The organism is Rariglobus hedericola (genome assembly GCF_007559335.1).
Taxonomy (GTDB): domain Bacteria; phylum Verrucomicrobiota; class Verrucomicrobiia; order Opitutales; family Opitutaceae; genus Rariglobus; species Rariglobus hedericola.
In genome coordinates this window covers 346,707-364,354 of sequence record NZ_VMBG01000001.1, presented here as the reverse complement: position 1 = coordinate 364,354, position 17,648 = coordinate 346,707, and the positions used below count along the sequence as shown (strand labels likewise).

The 17,648-nt window shown below is 59.6% G+C and carries 17 protein-coding genes; 13 read left to right on the top strand and 4 right to left on the bottom strand.

Annotated elements, in window-relative coordinates; genetic code table 11:
• Positions 1-15: 15 nt before the first annotated feature.
• Both FPL22_RS01730 and FPL22_RS01725 read right to left on the bottom strand, forming a co-directional pair.
• Positions 16-753, bottom strand: a complete 738-nt coding sequence (locus tag FPL22_RS01730; RefSeq protein ID WP_144228398.1) for a DUF2293 domain-containing protein — start codon at positions 751-753, stop codon at positions 16-18.
• Between the two features lie 68 nt (positions 754-821).
• The gene (locus FPL22_RS01725; RefSeq protein WP_144228397.1) at positions 822-1,661 is read right to left on the bottom strand and encodes a LamG domain-containing protein; all 840 of its coding nucleotides are present in this window, start codon (positions 1,659-1,661) and stop codon (positions 822-824) included.
• Positions 1,662-2,012: 351 nt separating this feature from the next.
• On the opposite strand from FPL22_RS01725, the gene FPL22_RS01720 reads away from it, so the two are divergent.
• Both FPL22_RS01720 and FPL22_RS01715 read left to right on the top strand, forming a co-directional pair.
• Positions 2,013-5,207, top strand: a complete 3,195-nt coding sequence (locus tag FPL22_RS01720; protein WP_144228396.1) for a CBM96 family carbohydrate-binding protein — start codon at positions 2,013-2,015, stop codon at positions 5,205-5,207.
• A gap of 104 nt (positions 5,208-5,311) precedes the next feature.
• Positions 5,312-5,560, top strand: coding sequence for a hypothetical protein (locus FPL22_RS01715; protein WP_144228395.1), 249 nt, complete (start codon positions 5,312-5,314; stop codon positions 5,558-5,560).
• A gap of 87 nt (positions 5,561-5,647) precedes the next feature.
• On the opposite strand, the gene FPL22_RS01710 is transcribed toward FPL22_RS01715, so the two are convergent.
• On the bottom strand, positions 5,648-7,162 hold the full coding sequence (locus FPL22_RS01710) for an ATP-binding cassette domain-containing protein (RefSeq protein ID WP_144228394.1): 1,515 nt from the start codon (positions 7,160-7,162) through the stop codon (positions 5,648-5,650).
• Between the two features lie 123 nt (positions 7,163-7,285).
• Here FPL22_RS01710 and FPL22_RS01705 point away from each other — a divergent pair, with 123 nt between their 5' ends.
• From FPL22_RS01705 to FPL22_RS01690, 4 genes are all read left to right on the top strand, one after another.
• Positions 7,286-7,630 (top strand): metalloregulator ArsR/SmtB family transcription factor, encoded by a 345-nt coding sequence (locus FPL22_RS01705; RefSeq protein ID WP_144228393.1) that lies wholly within the window; start codon positions 7,286-7,288, stop codon positions 7,628-7,630.
• Positions 7,627-8,175 (top strand): SRPBCC family protein, encoded by a 549-nt coding sequence (locus FPL22_RS01700; RefSeq protein WP_144228392.1) that lies wholly within the window; start codon positions 7,627-7,629, stop codon positions 8,173-8,175. The genes FPL22_RS01705 and FPL22_RS01700 overlap by 4 nt, the downstream gene beginning before the upstream one ends.
• 78 nt (positions 8,176-8,253) lie before the next feature.
• A complete protein-coding gene (locus FPL22_RS01695) occupies positions 8,254-9,000 on the top strand; it encodes a DUF899 domain-containing protein (protein WP_144228391.1) in 747 nt (248 codons plus the stop codon).
• Positions 8,981-9,292, top strand: coding sequence for a hypothetical protein (locus FPL22_RS01690; protein WP_144228390.1), 312 nt, complete (start codon positions 8,981-8,983; stop codon positions 9,290-9,292). The genes FPL22_RS01695 and FPL22_RS01690 overlap by 20 nt, the downstream gene beginning before the upstream one ends.
• Here FPL22_RS01690 and FPL22_RS01685 read toward each other — a convergent pair.
• Positions 9,262-9,708, bottom strand: coding sequence for an SRPBCC family protein (locus tag FPL22_RS01685; RefSeq protein ID WP_144228389.1), 447 nt, complete (start codon positions 9,706-9,708; stop codon positions 9,262-9,264). The genes FPL22_RS01690 and FPL22_RS01685 overlap by 31 nt on opposite strands.
• Positions 9,709-9,879: 171 nt before the next feature.
• Between FPL22_RS01685 and FPL22_RS01680 the strand changes: the two genes are divergently transcribed.
• The 7 genes from FPL22_RS01680 to FPL22_RS01650 all read left to right on the top strand — a co-directional run bounded on the left by FPL22_RS01680 (position 9,880) and on the right by FPL22_RS01650 (position 17,648).
• Positions 9,880-10,806, top strand: a complete 927-nt coding sequence (locus FPL22_RS01680) for a glutaminase (protein ID WP_144228388.1) — start codon at positions 9,880-9,882, stop codon at positions 10,804-10,806.
• 80 nt (positions 10,807-10,886) lie between these two features.
• Complete coding sequence (locus FPL22_RS01675; protein WP_144228387.1) at positions 10,887-12,074, top strand: PQQ-dependent sugar dehydrogenase; 1,188 nt, start codon at positions 10,887-10,889, stop codon at positions 12,072-12,074.
• A gap of 69 nt (positions 12,075-12,143) precedes the next feature.
• Complete coding sequence (locus tag FPL22_RS01670; protein ID WP_144228386.1) at positions 12,144-12,719, top strand: NADPH-dependent FMN reductase; 576 nt, start codon at positions 12,144-12,146, stop codon at positions 12,717-12,719.
• 153 nt (positions 12,720-12,872) lie between these two features.
• Positions 12,873-15,017, top strand: coding sequence for an ATP-binding protein (locus FPL22_RS01665; RefSeq protein WP_144228385.1), 2,145 nt, complete (start codon positions 12,873-12,875; stop codon positions 15,015-15,017).
• 57 nt (positions 15,018-15,074) lie between these two features.
• Positions 15,075-15,506, top strand: coding sequence for a response regulator (locus FPL22_RS01660; protein ID WP_203235094.1), 432 nt, complete (start codon positions 15,075-15,077; stop codon positions 15,504-15,506).
• Between the two features lie 139 nt (positions 15,507-15,645).
• The gene (locus tag FPL22_RS01655) at positions 15,646-16,512 is read left to right on the top strand and encodes a DUF475 domain-containing protein (protein WP_144228383.1); all 867 of its coding nucleotides are present in this window, start codon (positions 15,646-15,648) and stop codon (positions 16,510-16,512) included.
• Positions 16,513-16,622: 110 nt separating this feature from the next.
• Entirely contained in the window at positions 16,623-17,648 is a 1,026-nt protein-coding gene (locus tag FPL22_RS01650; RefSeq protein ID WP_144228382.1) for an LLM class flavin-dependent oxidoreductase, read from the top strand.

Sequence of the window (17,648 nt, the reverse complement as noted above, 5' to 3'; positions counted from 1 at the left end):
TCCGCGTATTCATCTTCATAAACCCAAAGCCATCTGCGGATTCATCGACGACGGAACCGCGAGTGGTTTGGATCGATGTTGAGCCAATGCGCGTGCCAGCGGACACGTGACAGGGTCGATGTCATACCCTTCCCGGTAACGCGTAAGCAGCTGGTGCGAACGCTGAGCCAACAGCCGTCTCACCTCCCGGCGGCGACCTTTCACCAAAGGGATGACCATGTTGTCATAACCGGTCGTTTGATGCCGCATCCAGGCGATGGTCGCCGCCTCGGCCCGTTCCTCGATTGGAATGCGTTCAGTGCGCGCGACCGTGCCACTGCCCACCGGCACCGCATGATCGGTGATCAGCCGCGCCATCAACTCCGCCTCCGCAGACCGACTCGGATGAAACCTCAAAAACGCCATCACCGCCGACCGAAAGTCTTGTTCATACTCGACCTGTTCGGCTGCCCGCCGTTTGCGACCCGCATCCAACTTACGTTGATAATCGGGGTCGAGCCGTTCATCCGCGCGTGCCAGTTGGAGCGCGGCAATCCGTTCCTTCGAAGCCCAGATGCCGCGTGAAAAACGTTTCCGCCCTTTCATCTCGATAACCGTCCACGTCGGTCCGTCTTCTTTGATACGCCGGCTCAAGGCCGCGTCGCCCGGCGGCAGCAGTTCCCAATCGTCCGGCACCGCGAGCACCCGTCCATCCAGCGTCAGGACATGACGAAGTTTTGAAAACGGTCGGACTTCACGGGTTTCATTTGGCACGGTGCAAACACTCAAAACGCATTACGTCCGTGGCAAACGCACAAACGGAATAGCCGCCCGCGATTCGCTCAGCAGCGACGGCGGCGCGCTTGAATAATCAAAAACGCGAAAGCCAAAAGACCGGAGGCCAACGCAGTCTGAGAAGGCTCCGGTATCGTGGAGGCGCGCACGGCCTCGAGCTGCAAAGCGGTCAACGCGCCACTGTAGATGCGCACATCGTTGAAAAGTGCGGTCGGCGTGCGGTCGTTCGTCGTAGCCGGAGTTCCGCCGATTTCAAGGTCGGCCGAGCTGGCAACGATGGAGCCCCCCGCATAGCTCAATGTGCTCTTCAAGGATGCGGCCGTCGTGAGATCACCACTGTAGAACAAGGCCGTATTTGCGCTGTAGGTAACCGCGAGGAAAAGCCATTTGTCGCTCACATAGGTTGCGCTTGTCGATGACACACCGCCGCTGGTGCCATTGACTACAAACGTCAGGTTGAACAAATCCGCGCCACCCGAACCACCTCCGACAGTGTAGCCCCCCATGTAGAGATCAAATCCGTTGGTGCCCGTGAGCGTGGACACCAGCCGGTCATTCATCGATGCCGTGTCGACATTGACCCAAAGCGCGATGGTGATCGCACTCAAGGCATAGGCGGAATTATTGGCGGTCGGAGCGACAAAATGATCGGTGGCTCCAGTGCCAACGCGTAGTGCTTTATCAAATACACCCACGCCGGCACCGGTGTTGGTAAAAGCCGCCGCTCCACTCGTCGTGCCATTCACCGCCAGCGTGCCGAAATCCGTGCCGTTTCCATCAAGCTTATAATGCGAAAGCAAGGTCTGCGCACCGGCGGAGTTCGCCAGCAGGCCGACCGTAAAGATAAACAGCGCGCGCATAAGCGCCGACGTCAAAAACGAGTTCATGCTAATCAGGGGTTGGGGTAACGAAGGGAACTGACTGGAGAGCCTAGGAATCGCGGCGCGTTTTTCCAGCGAATACCGGACTGATTCACTGCGGAAAACGCCACTGAACCTCAGTCCACTATTCGCAACTGATCTGTTGTTCGAACAAGCGGCTAAGACTTTGCATCTATGGCTCACTGAGGGCTAGCAGACACCTGAGTTCATCCGCTACGGGATAGGTCGCTTCTCTTTCTGTTAGCTTGTCCCCACCCCTTATCATCCTACGACGCTGGCTTTCCCAGCTAGGTCTTTTGCGGTTCATCCCCCTTTGCTTCGCGCTCCCCTGCGAGAAGAAAACTCCACCCCATAACCATGAATATTACCCCACGGTTCATTAAAACCCCTCTGCGCTTCGGCCTGCTTGTAGGCCTGTTCCTGAGTTCGTGTATCGCCGCAACTGCCCAAGCCATGAACTGGAATACCGTCCGCATCGGCGGCGGCGGTGCGACCACCACCGTCCAGGCCCATCCGAAGGTGCAGAATCTTTTTTTCATCACCACGGATGTGGGCACGCCCTACCGCTGGAACCACACAACCCAACGTTGGGAAGGCCTGTTCTACAAAAATTCGGTCAGCGGCTGGGATAATCGCCATGCAGCGGCCCGCCTTGCCTTTGCCCCGGCCGACACGACGGGCAACACGCTTTACGCGACGGTCGGCGGTCCGTGGAGCGTCGATGGCACGGTCTTGAAATCTTCCAACCGGGGAGACACCTGGGCGGCCTGCTCCATTCTGATCGATGTTAAACCCAATAGCGAACAGGGCGCCGGACAACGCATCGCGGTCGATCCGTTGAACAGCAATGTCGTGTATGTCACGACTCGCTCCAGTGCGACGGTCACCGCCACGAACGGAACCTTCAAGTCCACCGACGCCGGTGCGTCGTGGACGAAGATCAACGATCTCTACGGAAGCTTCGTGCAGTTCGACGTCAGCGGCGGACTCGTCGGTGGTGTGACCAAAAACATTTACCTCGGGTGCTCCAACGGCGTGTATCGCAGCACCGATGGCGGCGCCTCGTTCACATTGATGGCGGGCAGCCCGACCGGTGTGGTCAAAGCCGACGCTCATTCCAATGGCACGCTCTATGTGACGGCCGGCAACCCGTGGTCCACGACTCCCGGCGGTGGCGTGTTTAAGTGGAACGGCAGCAGCTGGGCCACCATCACCCCGCCCGCTTCCGCCGCTTACGCAGGCGTGGCGGTCAATCCGCAGAACAGTCTCCAAGTCGTCGTGAACAGCAGCACGTTCACCCCGAACTACGGCCCTTTTAATCACTACCGCTCCAACGACGGCGGAGCGACTTGGACCTTCATGAACCGGATCGCCGACAAGTCCGAGGCACCTTGGTTTGACACCAGCATCGGTCAGGCCTCGACGAGTTTTTGCTGGGATCCGTTTAACTCGAGCAGCGTCTGGTTCAGCGATTTCTTCTTTGCCTATCAAACCACCGACGTGTGGGCGACGCCCGCCAACATCACATGGAAAGCCCGCGCCGCAGGCCACGAAGAAACTGTTTCCATCGGCACGCTTCTGTCTCCGCCCTCGGGCAGCAATGTCCTGCTCTCCAGCATCGCCGATATCGGCGGTTGGGATCACAAGTCCCTCACCACGTCGCCCTCGATCGGCATGATGACGTTCTTTCCGTGGACCTTCGCCAAACCGGGAACCGGCAACATGACCGGTGTAGCCGTGCAGGAAACGAATCCCGACTTCATCGCACGCGTTGGTCGCGTAGGTTGGGACGGTGCGGCCTATGCCGGATACTCCACCAACGGCGGCACGTCCTATACGCAATGGACCAGCCCCTCAGATGCCGCCGGTGGTCGTGTCGCCGTCTCAGCCACCAGCGAAACCATGGTGTGGGTCACCCAGCAAAACGGCTCCTATCGCTCCGCCAATCGCGGGGTGACCTGGACCGCGATTCCGACCCTGCCCGTTGGCATTATCATTGGTGGAAACAATCTCTTTTCGGCCGGCCCCCGCTATCCCTTGGCCGCCGACAAAGTGAACGGAAACAAGTTCTACGTTTATCATAACTCCAAAATGTATGTGAGCACCGATGCCGGCGTGACCTTTTCCGCAGGCGGAGCGCTCCCGTATTCGTGGCCGCAAAACAACCTGACCGTGGACACCACGCCGGGCAAGGAAGGCGATGTCTGGGTCGGCATTATCACCGAAGGACTTTATCATTCGACCAACTCGGGTGCGTCTTTCACCAAGATCACCAACGTGCAAAGCGCGGAGTTCATGTCGGTGGGCAAAGCCTCGCCCGACAGCCCGACGGTTCCCGCGATCTATGTTTTCGGCACGGTCAATAATATCGCGGACAGCCTTTTCCGCTCCGACAACAACGGCGTTTCCTGGACCAATCTCGGTCCGCCACAAATCGGCGTGAATCCCAACAGCATGACGGCTGACCGTCAGGTTTACGGCCGCGTGTTTTTTGGCACCACCGGCAACGGCGTGATGGTGGGCTCTGTGGCCGGCGACGTTACGCTCGCCGCTTCGGCCGATGCCTTCGTCAAAGACGGCGTCAGTGCCTCGACCAACTACGGCACGGATACCGGACTCACTGTGAAAAACGATGCGGTGGACTGGAATCGCCAGACCTACCTCAAGTTCGATCTGAGCAGCGTCTCCGGTCCGATTAACTCGGGTCGGGTTCGCCTGTGCGTGCAGTCGGCCGGCGCAGCCAGCAGCTCCATCGGCCTCTACGCCAGCGCCAACAGCAGCTGGTCTGAAAGCGGCATCACGTGGAGCACCAAACCCGCCACCACCGGCGCCGCGCTCTCATCCGTCACGATTCCCGGCGGTCTCGCCGCCGGCACTTGGCTTGAATGGGACGTGACCACCTACCTGCAGCAGGAGAAAGCCGCCGGTCGCAACACGGTGACGCTCGTGCTGCAATCGTCCACGCAGGGCAGCACAACCGGCGTCACTTTCAATTCCCGCCAGGCCGCCAGCAACCAGCCTCAGTTGAAAGTCGTCGCCAACGACATCACGCTCGCCGCCTCGGCCGATGCCTTTGTGAAGGACGGCGTCAGCGCCTCGACCAACTACGGCGCTGATCCCGCGCTCACGGTGAAACTCGATGCGGTCGACTGGAATCGTCAGGCCTACCTCAAGTTTGATCTGAGCAGCGCCTCCGGCGCACTCAGCTCGGGCAAGGTTCGCCTGTGTATTCAAGATGCCAACACCACCAGCCGCTCTATCGGTATCTACGCTTGCGCTAACACCAGCTGGCTTGAAACCGGTATCACGTGGGGCACCAAGCCCGCCGCCACCGGTTCATCGCTCGCGACTGTCACCATACCCGGCAGCAGTCCGGTCGGAACGTGGTTTGAATGGGACGTGACCGCCTATCTCCAGCAGGAGAAGGCCGCCGGCCGCAACACGGTGACGTTGGTAATCCAATCGCTCACCGCCGGCAGCACCACCAACATCACGTTTAACTCCCGCGAAGCCGCCGCCAATCAGCCTCAGCTCAAACTGATCCAGCAGTAAGCCTCGTCAGGCATGGCCTTGTTTTCCACTCGGGAAACAAGGCCTTTTTATCGGAAGATTTCCGCCTTGGCTCTCGTGCCGGGACCACCACAGTCGCTGCATCCATGAACTACCGCACCCAGGCTGAATACTACATCAAAGGCATCACTTCCGGCGTCATCGACGCCGCCGAGGTCATCGCATGGTCCGACGAGGTGATCGTCGCCGCCCCCAAGTCCGAAGACTGGATGATCGAGATCTCCAGCTGCAGCTCCGACGAGCGTCTCAAGGTTCTCGGTCTGCTCAACACCGTGCAAGGCGTCGCCGATCCCGTCGAACTCGCCGCGCTCCTCAAGGCCAAGGGTCTCGAGTAAGCAACCACACGGCCGTCGGGCTTAGCCCCGCATTACCGTTTCTCAACCGCCGCCGGATTTTTCCGCCGGCGGTTTTTTCATGTCCGCTCAAGCCACAATTTCGAGCCGGGTGTCCCCAGTCCCATCCCGCGAGAGATGCCATTCGATCGCGGTAATTTTCTTCAGGAATTCTTCGTCGTGGCTTACCAGCAGCATCGCGCAGGGACAATCCACCAGCGCGCCTTCGAGACACATGATTCCCGGCAGATCCATGTGATTCGTCGGCTCATCCATCACGATGAGATGCGGACCACGCACGATGCCGATCGCGAGGAGCAGCTTCCTCACTTCACCCGGACTTGGCAGCGCACTCTCCAACAAACGAGCCGGACGCGAACCGAGCCGGCTGATCGTAGTCATCACGCGCCCGCGTTCGTCGTTGGGCAGGCGCTTCACCGCCTCCAGTAAAACGCGCGAATCCTCTGCCGAGATTTCCTGCGGCACGGACACCAACTTTTCCTCGGGCAACTGCAGATGCGCCAGCAGATGATTGATCAGCGTGCTCTTGCCGAGTCCGTTGGCACCCGTGATCGCGATGCGACTCGTTCCACCAATCTCCAGATCCGGAAAGTTCAAATGACGTCCGCCACCCAGCGGCAGACTGCCCGCCGGCAGACGCAGCAAAAAATCCCTCGGCATGTAAGAAGCGCCATCCACCCATATGCCGGTTTCGTAGCGCTTCTTCAGCGTGGTCTCGGAGCGTTGTGTCGCGACCTTGCCCGCGCGCTGATTCATCTGCGCGACCATTTTTCCGGCGTAGGCGTCTTTGCCCGACATCTTGGCGAGGTTCCGTTGAGCGCGTCCGTCATGATCGTTGATCGGAATTTTGATCTGCTTGGAACCACGTGAAGCCGCGGACTTTTGCTCGGCAACCACCCGACGTCGCTGGGCTTCGTCACGGAGACGGTTCTCGGTGCGGCGCATGATGTCGTCGGCATGGCGCGCTGATTTCTCTTCGCTATCCTGCTGTTCCATTGCCTCGGTAACACCACCCGGCCGCATCACCGCGTCCGGCGGATCGATGATCAAACACTGTGTGCACAGTTCATCCAACAACGCACGATCGTGACTCACCAGCAGCCCGATTCCTGTAAACTCCGTCAGCGCCAGCAGCAGCAACCGCCGCGCATCGGCATCGATGTGATTGCTCGGCTCATCGAGCGCGAGCACCGCCGGCTCGCGCCAAAGTGCCACCGCGATTTGCGCACGCTTGCGTTCGCCGTGGCTGAGCGTCGACCAACGGTCCGGCCAGTCTTCACTCACGCGCAACCGCGCCTTGAGCACGGTGGCATCAGGCGCCCAGATAAAATCCTCAAACATCTCCGGCGGCTCGTCGGTGCGTTGGGCAACATAGAGCGCCAGCCCCTGCCGATGCACCGAGCCGGACTGCACCGCGAGTTCGCCGGTAACGACCTTCAGCAGCGTCGTCTTCCCCGCTCCATTGGGACCGACGATACCCGTCCAGCCGGAAGGAAATTGCACCGTCAAATCGGTGAATAAAGGCGCAGTCATTCCCGGATGCGCGAACTCGACGGATTGAAGTGCCAGCTGGGCGAAAGACATGGCGCAGAGTGAAACAGCCACACGATGCCTCGCAACGCCAAGTTGGTGGCGCGACCCGCGCTTCTCAAAGCGTTCGATAATTTAAATATTGCTTAATTAAGCTTTAGCTTAATTTATTTCGTCATGCAGAGTCTTGCCGCCATTGCCGATCCCACCCGACGGAAAATTGTCGAGCTGCTCGCCGCGCGCGAACGGACCTCGGGTGAACTCGTCGCCGAGTTCGAAATGAGCGCACCGGCGATTTCGCAGCACCTAAACATTCTCCGCGAAGCCGGTCTCGTCTCTACACGAGCCGAGGGTCAGTCGCGCATCCAGGCACTCAATCCCGACGGCTTCGACGACCTCGAAGCGTGGTTGCAAAAAACCCGCTCCGTCTGGTCGAGCCGCCTCGATGCCCTCGAACGCGAGCTGCGTGCGGAAGACGCCGCCAATGCCAAGAAACTTACCAAGAAAAAATCATCATCATGAAAACCAACGACTCATACGGCTCTTTTAATGGTCCGGCAGAAGTCCGCCTCGTGCGCACCCTTCCCGGTCCCATCGAACGCATCTGGCAATACCTCACGGATCCCGCAAAACGCGCGCGCTGGTTTGCCGGCGGTTCCTGTGAACCGAAGGCGGGCGGAAAAAACGACCTCGTTTTCAAACACCAAAATCTCTCACCCGACGAAGAACCTCCAGAGCAATACAAACAGATGAATGCAGAGGGCTTCACGATGCCCTCGACCATCCTTCGTTTCGAGCCACCGCGCTTGTTGAGCTACACGTTCGACGACTCTTCGGAAGTCACCTTCGAACTCACCCCGCAGGGCGACCAGGTCATCCTTGTGCTCACTCATCGTGCACGCGGCGAAGACATCCCTTCCATTCCCGGTTACGCAAGCGGTTGGCATACGCATTTCAGTCTGCTCGCGGCCTTGCTCGAAGACACGACGCCTCCGCCTTTCTGGGCGCTGCACAAGCAGCTCAAAGCCGAATACCAGAAACTCTACACCGACGCACAGAACGCGTAACTCGCCTCCTGTAGTTTTCCCTCAGCAATCGCACCCAAGGCCACTGCCTTGCCCATAACTAACCACCCTCGCCTCCCAATGATAACCAACGCATCCACCCGCCCGCCTGTCGTCTCCGAAGAAAACTGGCGCACCGCCCGCCTCGAACTCCTGCGCGAAGAAAAGAAGCTGCTCCATCTTCAAGATGAACTCGCCGCCCGCCGCCGCCAGTTGCCGTGGATCAAAATCGACAAGCCCTACACCTTCACGGGGCCCGCGGGCCGTGTCACCTTGGCGGATCTCTTCACAGGTCACAGCCAGCTCGTCATCCAACATTTTATGCTGGGGCCCGGCTGGGAAGAGGGCTGCAAGAGTTGCTCCTTCATGATGGATCATTTCAACGCCGCCGCCGTTCACTTGCCCGCCCGCGATGTAGCGTTCGCCGCCGTATCCCGCGCACCGATCGCCGAGATCCTGCCGTTCAAAAAACGCATGGGATGGAACGTCAACTGGGTCTCCTCGCACGACAACGACTTCAACTTCGACTATCACGTCTCCTTCACGCCGGAGCAGATGGCGGAGGACCAAGTTTACTACAACTACGGTCGCCGTGAATTCCCCCACGAGGAAGCCCCCGGTGTCAGTGTCTTCACGCGCGATGCAGCCGGCACGATCTATCACACCTATTCCACCTACGGGCGCGGCGTGGAGTTCATCATGGGCACCTATCACATCCTCGATCTGACTCCGAAGGGCCGCGACGAGGTAGGCTTGGACTATGGCATGGAGTGGCTTCGTCACCATGACCGCTATGAGCAATCCGCCGATGCCTTCGCGACAACCTGAGGTTCCGCGTCGCGCCATCCACTGGCTGCTGCCGGCGGCGTTGCTCGCACTCGCGCCCAAATGCATGCTGTGCGTGCTGGCCTACGCCGGCGCGGGGGCGGTCCTCGGTTTGAGTGGCCCCGAGATCTGCGGCGCCTCAACGCCGGTCCCTATAGCCTACGCAACCCTACTGGCGTGGCTCGGTGCGACCGCAGGACTGGCTGCGTTTATCCTACTCGCCAGCCGTCGGGATCAACGAGCTGCACCGACACCAGCGGATGATCACTTTGGAATTTCCGGCTCCACGAGGTGAGCCAGCTGGATGAGCGATTCCTGCCAGCCGAGATAACACATCTCAGCCGGGATAACCTCGGGCACGCCCGACTGCTCGATGTTAATCTCGGTTCCGCAGAGCACCGTTTTCAATGTCACCGTCACAGTCATTTCTCCCGGCAACGCGGGATCGTCGAATTTGTCATTGTAACGAAGCTGCTCGTGAGGAACGAGCTCCAGAAAGGTGCCGCCAAAGCTGTGCCCTTTGCCTGATCCGAAATTGATGAACGACATCTTGAAACTGCCGCCAACCTTCGGCTCGAAGTGGTGCATCTTTCCAACGAAGCCGAAAGGCGGCAACCAGCGGCACATGGCATCGGCGTCGAGAAACGCGCGATACACTTTTTCCGGCGATGATTTAAAGACGCGGTGCAGGCGAATGGTGTGGGTAGGCATGGGAGTCCTCGGTTGAACAATTAAATGGCGTTTGGTTTCAGAAGTTCAACGAACGAACTCAGTCCCGGAGGACACCGCTGAAAAAATTCCCCCGACTCATCTCGGAAAATTCCTCAACACACGCCGCGTAAGCATGCTGGTCTCCCGCCCGGCACTCGTTAGGTTGCGTGCATGGATGAGCTAAAACAATGGGTGAACGAGATCCACCTCGAGTTGAGCACCCGCGCTGACAAGGGCCGGGTGGCGGATTATATCCCGCAACTGGCCAAAGTTTCCTCGGACAAATTCGGCATTGCGGTGGCCCCCGTGAACGGCCCCGTGATCACGGCGGGCGATGCCGACGAATCATTCTCGATCCAGAGTATTTCTAAATTGTTTACGCTCACGCTCGCCCTCGGCCAGATCGGTGACCGGCTCTGGGAGCGCGTTGATCGCGAACCCTCGGGTAACGCCTTCAACTCCATCGTCCAGCTCGAGCAAGAACAGGGCAAACCGCGCAATCCCTTCGTCAATGCCGGCGCCATCGCCGTCACCGATGTCATCCTCGGCGGACATCGTCCAAAGGAGGCCATTGGCGAAATCCTGCGTTTCGTGCGCTTCCTCGCCAACGACGATGCGATCAACATCGACCGGCTCGTCGCCGAATCCGAGCAGGCCCACGGTGACCGCAACATGGCGCTCGCCCACTTCATGCGTTCCTTCGGCGTGGTCCGGCATCCCGCCGCCGAGGTGCTCGGCGTGTATTTTCATCAATGCGCGATCGCCATGACCTGCCGGCAGCTCGCGCAATCCGGCCTGTTTCTCGCCAACAATGGACGTAATCCCGCCACGGGTTTCAATGTCGTGTCACCACGTCGCGCGCGTCGTATTAACGCCCTCATGATGACCTGCGGCCATTACGATGGAGCCGGCGATTTCGCGTTTCGCGTCGGTCTTCCCGGCAAGAGCGGAGTCGGCGGCGGCATTCTCGCGATCGTTCCTAACAAAGCAGTCATCGCCGTCTGGTCGCCCGGTCTCGACGCCAGCGGCAACTCACTCCTCGGCACCGCAGCCCTGGAGATGCTGGCGCAACGCACCGGCTGGTCCGTCTTTGGTTGATGCAGAGACACTCGCCTTCTTCGCCTCAACATCCGGTCCGCTTCTTGACCAACAACACCTCGCACCTACCGTGCGGTTCAATGAAACGTCGCCCCTTGGTCATCGCAGGCATCGTCGCACTTTCTCTCGCCGCCGCGTTGACTTGGATGTTTCGCGTGCCCTCCGGCCCCGTCATGCCCACGGGCAAAGCACCTCACGCCACCGGCTGGCAAGCCGTGACCGTGATCAACGGACTTGTGCACCCGTGGTCCGTGGCTTGGCTCCCAACCGGCGAAATGTTGATCGCCGAAAAATTCGGCCACCTTCGCCTCGCACGCAACGGCGCACTGGCGTCCGAGCCCATCTCCGGCTTGTCGGAAATTCGTTCCGGTGAGCGCAGTCTTTTGATGGACGTCTCTCTCCATCCGCATTTCGCAGAAAACCGCTGGGTCTATCTCACCTATGGCACCGGCACCTCCGAGAGCAGCAGCACGCGACTTGCCCGCGGACGTCTTTCCGAAGACCTCACTAGCATCACCGATTTTCAAGTCCTTCACATCGTCTCGCCCGCCAAACCCGGCTTCGCTCACTTTGGCTCGCGGCTGTTGTGGCTGCCCGACGGCACACTGCTCCTCGCACTCGGCGACGGGGGCAATCCACCCTTGCGCCTCGACGGCCAGTTGATGCGTGAACAAGCGCAGAAACTCGACAGCCAGCTCGGCAAAATTCTCCGCCTGCGCGACGACGGCACCGTTCCGCCTGATAACCCTTTCGCCGGCCGCGCGGGTGTTGATCCGTTCATCTGGACCTACGGCCATCGCAACGTCCAAGGCCTCGCTCGCGATGCCGTGAGCGGCCGCATCTGGGCCAACGAACACGGCTCGCGCGGCGGCGACGAACTGAACCGGCTCACCGCCGGCGGCAACTACGGCTGGCCGCGCGCGACTTACAGTATTGAATACACGTTCGGTATCATCAGCCGCGAAACATCGCGTCCCGGCATGGTTGATCCGGTCGTCGTATGGTCACCCGCCCAAGCCCCGAGCGGACTCCTTTTCTACAGGGGCGACAAATTTCCTCAGTGGCGCGGCGACCTCTTTTCGGGATCGCTCAAGCGCAAAGAAGTCCGCCACATCGACCTTGATGTCGAGGGCAACGTGATCGGCCAGCAATCGCTCATCATCGGCGACCGTGTGCGCGACGTGCGCCAAGGCCCGGACGGATTTATCTATGTGCTCACCGATGCAGAAAACGGCCGCCTGCTGCGCATCGGACCGCAGAGCAACTAAGCCGCCGGGGCAAACTGTCCTGCACTGCGCCCGCTTGCGCGTGAGCCGCCGTATGTATTAAATGCAACCATGTCATCCGCCCCTCGCATCCTCGCTTTTTCCGCCAGTGCCCGGCGTGAATCGTTGAACAGGAAACTTCTCGCGGTCGCGGTGACCGCCGTGCGCGAAGCAGGCGGTGAAGTGACGTTGATCGATCTCAACGACTACGTGTTGCCACTGTATCACGGTGATCTCGAAGAAGCCGAGGGCTTGCCGTCCAACGCGGTTAAATTGATCGAACTGATTAACAGTCACCCCGGACTGCTCATCGCCTCGCCGGAATACAATTCGATGATCACGCCGCTTCTGAAGAACACCCTCGACTGGTGCTCACGCGCCGATGAGGACCCGTTTCCCGGCAAGGTCGCCGCGGTCGTCTCGGCCTCGCCCGGGCCTTTTGGCGGCGTGCGTTCACAGAAACTCGCACAGCAACTCTTGCTTCAACTCGGCTGCCACGTCGTGCCTGTGCAAGCGATTCTACCGCATGCCAACAAAGCATTCGAAGCCGATGGCAACCTGATCGATACGCGTGCGTTTAAAGCCGTTCAAACCCTCGCCGGCGCCTTGGTTGAAACAACCCGTAAAATGGGCCCTGCCACAGCCTGACCGGACGACCATCGATCATTGCCCTATCGAGGGGTCAAATCTTCGCCCAAACCGGATGGTCTTTAAAGTGGCCATTTGAGTTTAGGGTGGTGCATTTAATCGCAAATCCGGCTCGAATTCCGCGTCAATATTTCGTCTTTAAACACCACCTTCATGCTTCAGCCCACTCTGCAATCCGCCTGCCGCATGAACACGCTTGAAGACATCGACATCACGTCGGAGTTATCATCACGATCCGCGCGCGAGCCCGATTTTAAAGCGGAGAACGAGGCGCTGGTGAAGATTGTCCGCGCGTTGGAAACCGCGCCGGAAACGATTCTTCAAGTGCTCGTGGACACCGCCTTGTCGCTCTGCGACGCCGACTCGGCCGGTATCAGCATTGAAGAGATGGATGGCGAAAACGAAGTGTTCCGCTGGCATGCCACCGCCGGCGTCTTCGCGCCCTTCAAAGGCGGCACCCTGCCCCGCCGCTTCAGTCCCTGCGGTGTCGTCCTGGACCGTAATGAGGTTCATCTGATGGAGGACCCCGAGCGCTTTTATCCTTACATCGCGAATCTCAAGACACCGATCCGCGAAGTGTTGCTCACGCCATTCTACCGCCAGGGCGTTGCCATCGGCACGATCTGGATCATCTCCCATACCAATCCCCGCCCCTTCGACAAAGAGGACCTGCGGGTAATCGAAACGCTCGCCCGTTTCGTGGCCGCCGGGACCAGTGTGCTCAGCGATATTTCCGTGCGCAAAACGGCGGAGATTCAACTGCGTGCACTGGAGCAAAAACAGGCGGCGTTGCTGACCGCGCTCCCCGTTGCCTGCTACACGCTGGATGAAAATGGTTTCGTTAGTTTTTATAACGAGGCGGCGGTCCAGCTTTTTGGCCGGCAGCCGGAAATCGGCCGTGACCGCTGGTGCTGCGCCCACGAGCTGAACTATCTAGATGGCACGCCTGTCGACAAAGCAACGTGCGCAACCGCCGTCGCTCTCAGTGAGCAACGCTCTATTCGCGGTCTGGAAGCGATGGTCATCCGCCCCGATGGTTCTCGTCGCTGGATCGTCCCGCATCCGGATCCGTTGTTTGATGCCAGTGGCAAGCTCATCGGACTGATCAACGTGGTGTTTGACGTGACCGAGCAACGTGCGGCCGAAATGACCGTGCGTGAAAACGCCGCCTATCTCGAAAGCATCATGGGCGCCACGACCGACTGCGTGAAGGTGCTGGAGCTGGACGGGCGCCTGAAATGGATGAGCGAAAACGGAAAGGTCGTCATGGAGGTATGCGATTTCTCGTCGATCAAAGACAAGATCTGGCAAGACTTCTGGGCTGATTCGCCCACCCATCTCGAGGCTGTAGCCGCCCTGAAAACAGCCCTTGAGGGCGGCGCCGGACGCTTCCGCGGATTCTGCCCGACCTGCGCAGGCACGGCCAAGTGGTGGGATGTCATCGTGACGCCGATCCGGGACGCCAACCAAAAGATTGTGAATATCCTCAGCGTCTCGCGTGACATCACCGCGATGCGCCAGACCGAGGAAGCGCTACGCAGCTCCGAATCCTTGCTGGCCCAGCAAAATCGCAACTTGGAACAACGTGTCGCCGAACGCACCGCCACAATCGATGCCAAGTTCAAGGAACTGGAGGCGTTTTCTTACAGTATTTCCCACGACCTCCGCGCCCCGTTGCGCGCCATGCAGAGCTACGCGCAGCTTCTCGCAGACGAGTTTGCTGCCGTGGCCAGCGAGGAGGCCAGGGATTATTCGCGCCGTATCATCACGGCGTCGGATCGCATGGATCGTCTCATCAGCGATGTGCTCGTCATCAGCCGTGTCGCGCAAAACGAAACGCCACTGGAACGCATCGCACTCGGTTCGTTTATCTCCGGCATCGTGGAAACCTATCCCCAGTTCACCACGCAGCAGACCGAGATCAACGTGACGGTTCCGCTCCACGCCGTGCGGGCCAATCCCGCGCTATTGACCCAATGCGTGTCCAACCTGCTTTCTAATGCCATCAAGTTTGTGCCGGCGGGGACCAAGCCCAAAGTGAAAATCTGGACCGAGGCCACTCACGGTCGCGTGAACCTGTTCATCCAGGACAACGGCATCGGTATTCCCGCCGCCGCCCAACAAAAGATCTTCGATATTTTCTACCAAATCACCCCCAATAAGGAAGAAGGCACGGGAATCGGGCTCGCCGTGGTTCGGAAAGCCGTCGAGCGCATGGGCGGATCCATCAAAGTAGAATCAACTCCGGGCAACGGCTGCACGTTTTGCGTGGAATTGGAATCAGCCGCAGGAATTTAAACCATGTTGTTAAGCCACGTTTTATACGCCGAGGATGACGAGAACGATGCGTTCTTTATGAGAAGAGCGTTCGTTCCGCTGGCGCCAGCCCAGCTCACGATCGTGATCGATGGCAGCGATGTGATTTCATATCTGGACGGCATCGGCGCGTATTCGGACCAGACCGCCCACCCGCGGCCGCAGCTGCTTATACTGGATATCAAAATGCCCGAGGTCACCGGCTTGGAAGTGCTCGCCTGGGTGCGCAGTCATGGGAAGTTCGCGGCGCTGCCGATCGTGATGCTCACGTCTTCGAGCCAGCTTACAGATATCGATTTCAGCCGGAAAAACGGTGCGAACGCCTACCTGGTCAAGCCCTCCCAATCCCGTGAGCTGGTCGAAGTCATGAAGCGCCTCATCGCTGCTGTTGATGCACAACAGACCAGCGGTGATCCGTTGCTGGCGATGCCCGAAAACCTGCTCATCGAACAGTCCGCGAAAAAATCGTAACGCCCTTAACGCTGCATCGGATTTTCGTGATCGGGCGCAAACTCTCTCCGGCTCACCACCAAGTCCAAGCTAGGAAACAACCGGCTGAATTGCGCTGTTGCCAGTTGGGTAAAGACGCTTCCGAGTCGCCTGTTATTACATGGACTGCCTCGCCTCACTCCTGCCGGTCGCACTGACCTTTCCTTCGGGCGCCGAATGGATCGACGCGATTCCGATCATTCTCTCGCTCATCTTGATCGAAGGCCTGCTGAGCGTGGACAACGCCCTCGCGATCGCCGCGATGGCCAATCACCTGCCCGAGGATCAAAAGCGCAAGGCGCTTCGCTGGGGCATCATCGGCGCCTACGGGTTTCGCGGCCTCGCGATGGCCGGCGCCGCCTACATCATCGACAATCCCTGGCTCAAGATCATCGGCGCCGCCTACCTGATCTATCTGATGTGCTCTCACTTCACCTCGAAGGCCGAGGAAGCGGCCCGTGAAGAAGCCGGCATCGCCAAAGTCGCGGGTAAAAGCTTCTGGGGCACGGTCGCCGCCATCGAGCTCATGGACCTGAGCCTGAGTGTGGACAACGTGGTGGCCGCTGTCGCGATGAGTCCCAAGCTCTGGGTCGTCTGCCTCGGCGTTTTCATCGGCATTTTGGCCCTGCGTTTCGTGGCGGGTTACTGCCTGAAGTTACTGGAGAAGTATCCGATTCTTGAACACACGGCGTTCATTCTCATCGGCTACGTCGGCTGCATCCTGGTCACGGAAATCGTTTCCCATCTCCTCGGCGCCCCGGTGCACGTCACGGCGTTACAAAAATTTATCGGCATCGTGCTCATCACCGCCGCAACCATGGCTTACTCGCGATTGCCGGGACTGCAACGCGGTCTCGGTCCTGCGCTAAAAACTGTTCGCTGGCCCATGATCGCGGTTTCCGCGGTGATCGGCGGAGTGCTGCTCGTGGTCACCTGGCCGTTCAAAGCCGCCTGGCACACGTTTCGTTCGTCGGACGGCACAACCTGAGTTCGGGCAGGCACAGTATATCTCGTGACGCGGAAGCGACCGCGTCATTTGACTCGCCCCCGGTTGCACACAGCGTGAACACGATCAGCAACCACCTTCATCACGCCGTCATGCAACTTGGCCTGGATAGTTTTGTCGCCGTCCGACCCGATCCCGTCACGGGAATCACGCCTTCACCCGTCGAGCGTTTTCAACAGCTCCTCGAGGAGATCACCCTCGCCGATCAAAGCGGGCTGGATGTCTTCGGTATCGGCGAACACCACCGGCATGATTTCCTCGATTCCTCGCCCGCTGTGATACTCGGCGCCGCCGCTGCACTCACGCGGCGCATCCGGCTCGCCAGCGCGGTGACCGTGCTTAGCGCCGACGATCCCGTGCGCGTGTTTCAAGACTTCGCCACCATCGATCTGATCTCGCAGGGCCGTGCCGAAATCGTCGCGGGTCGCGGGTCCTTCGTCGAAGCGTATCCGCTCTTCGGACTGGATCTCGAAGACTACGATTCGCTCTTTAAAGAGAAACTTCAGCTCCTCCTGAAACTCCGCGCGGAGAACCCGATCACCTGGGCTGGAAACCATCGCGCCGCCTTGGACCACCAGGGCGTTTTTCCCCGTCCGCTGCAGGCATCATTGCCAATCTGGCTCGGCGTCGGTGGCACGCCGGCATCCTTTATGCGGGCCGGAGAACTCGGCCTGCCACTCATGGTCGCGATCATCGGCGGAGAACCCCATCGGTTCCGCCCGCTGATCGATTTATACCGCAAAGCCGGTGCGCAAGCCGGCCATGCGCCAGCACAGTTACGCGTCGGTCTTCACATGCTCGGCTATGTCGCCGATACCACCCAACAGGCTGCCGATGAGTTTTTCCCCGGCTACGCGCGTGCCTTCACCGAGATCGGCCGCGAGCGTGGCTGGCCACCGGTGACGCGCCGCCAGTTCGACGCACTGCTCGGCCCCACCGGTGCCCTGCTTGTCGGAGACCCACAGGCCGTCGCCACCAAGATCCGCTCCGTCAGCGAATCACTCGGCGGAATTGATCGCCTCAGTTTTCAGATGAGCGTCGCCTCGCTTCCCCACCCTCAAATGCTGCGCGCCATCGAGCTGCTCGGCACACAGGTCAAAGCCCTGATCAACGCCTGA

What these genes read in the sequence shown, in the direction of transcription:
- FPL22_RS01725 (WP_144228397.1), bottom strand. Translation starts at nt 1,661, where the DNA reads ATGAACTCGTTTTTGACGTCGGCGCTTATGCGCGCGCTGTTTATCTTT.
- FPL22_RS01720 (WP_144228396.1), top strand. Translation starts at nt 2,013, where the DNA reads ATGAATATTACCCCACGGTTCATTAAAACCCCTCTGCGCTTCGGCCTG.
- FPL22_RS01715 (WP_144228395.1), top strand. Translation starts at nt 5,312, where the DNA reads ATGAACTACCGCACCCAGGCTGAATACTACATCAAAGGCATCACTTCC.
- FPL22_RS01710 (WP_144228394.1), bottom strand. Translation starts at nt 7,162, where the DNA reads ATGTCTTTCGCCCAGCTGGCACTTCAATCCGTCGAGTTCGCGCATCCG.
- FPL22_RS01705 (WP_144228393.1), top strand. Translation starts at nt 7,286, where the DNA reads ATGCAGAGTCTTGCCGCCATTGCCGATCCCACCCGACGGAAAATTGTC.
- FPL22_RS01700 (WP_144228392.1), top strand. Translation starts at nt 7,627, where the DNA reads ATGAAAACCAACGACTCATACGGCTCTTTTAATGGTCCGGCAGAAGTC.
- FPL22_RS01695 (WP_144228391.1), top strand. Translation starts at nt 8,254, where the DNA reads ATGATAACCAACGCATCCACCCGCCCGCCTGTCGTCTCCGAAGAAAAC.
- FPL22_RS01690 (WP_144228390.1), top strand. Translation starts at nt 8,981, where the DNA reads ATGCCTTCGCGACAACCTGAGGTTCCGCGTCGCGCCATCCACTGGCTG.
- FPL22_RS01685 (WP_144228389.1), bottom strand. Translation starts at nt 9,708, where the DNA reads ATGCCTACCCACACCATTCGCCTGCACCGCGTCTTTAAATCATCGCCG.
- FPL22_RS01680 (WP_144228388.1), top strand. Translation starts at nt 9,880, where the DNA reads ATGGATGAGCTAAAACAATGGGTGAACGAGATCCACCTCGAGTTGAGC.
- FPL22_RS01675 (WP_144228387.1), top strand. Translation starts at nt 10,887, where the DNA reads ATGAAACGTCGCCCCTTGGTCATCGCAGGCATCGTCGCACTTTCTCTC.
- FPL22_RS01670 (WP_144228386.1), top strand. Translation starts at nt 12,144, where the DNA reads ATGTCATCCGCCCCTCGCATCCTCGCTTTTTCCGCCAGTGCCCGGCGT.
- FPL22_RS01665 (WP_144228385.1), top strand. Translation starts at nt 12,873, where the DNA reads ATGCTTCAGCCCACTCTGCAATCCGCCTGCCGCATGAACACGCTTGAA.
- FPL22_RS01660 (WP_203235094.1), top strand. Translation starts at nt 15,075, where the DNA reads ATGAGAAGAGCGTTCGTTCCGCTGGCGCCAGCCCAGCTCACGATCGTG.
- FPL22_RS01655 (WP_144228383.1), top strand. Translation starts at nt 15,646, where the DNA reads ATGGACTGCCTCGCCTCACTCCTGCCGGTCGCACTGACCTTTCCTTCG.
- FPL22_RS01650 (WP_144228382.1), top strand. Translation starts at nt 16,623, where the DNA reads ATGCAACTTGGCCTGGATAGTTTTGTCGCCGTCCGACCCGATCCCGTC.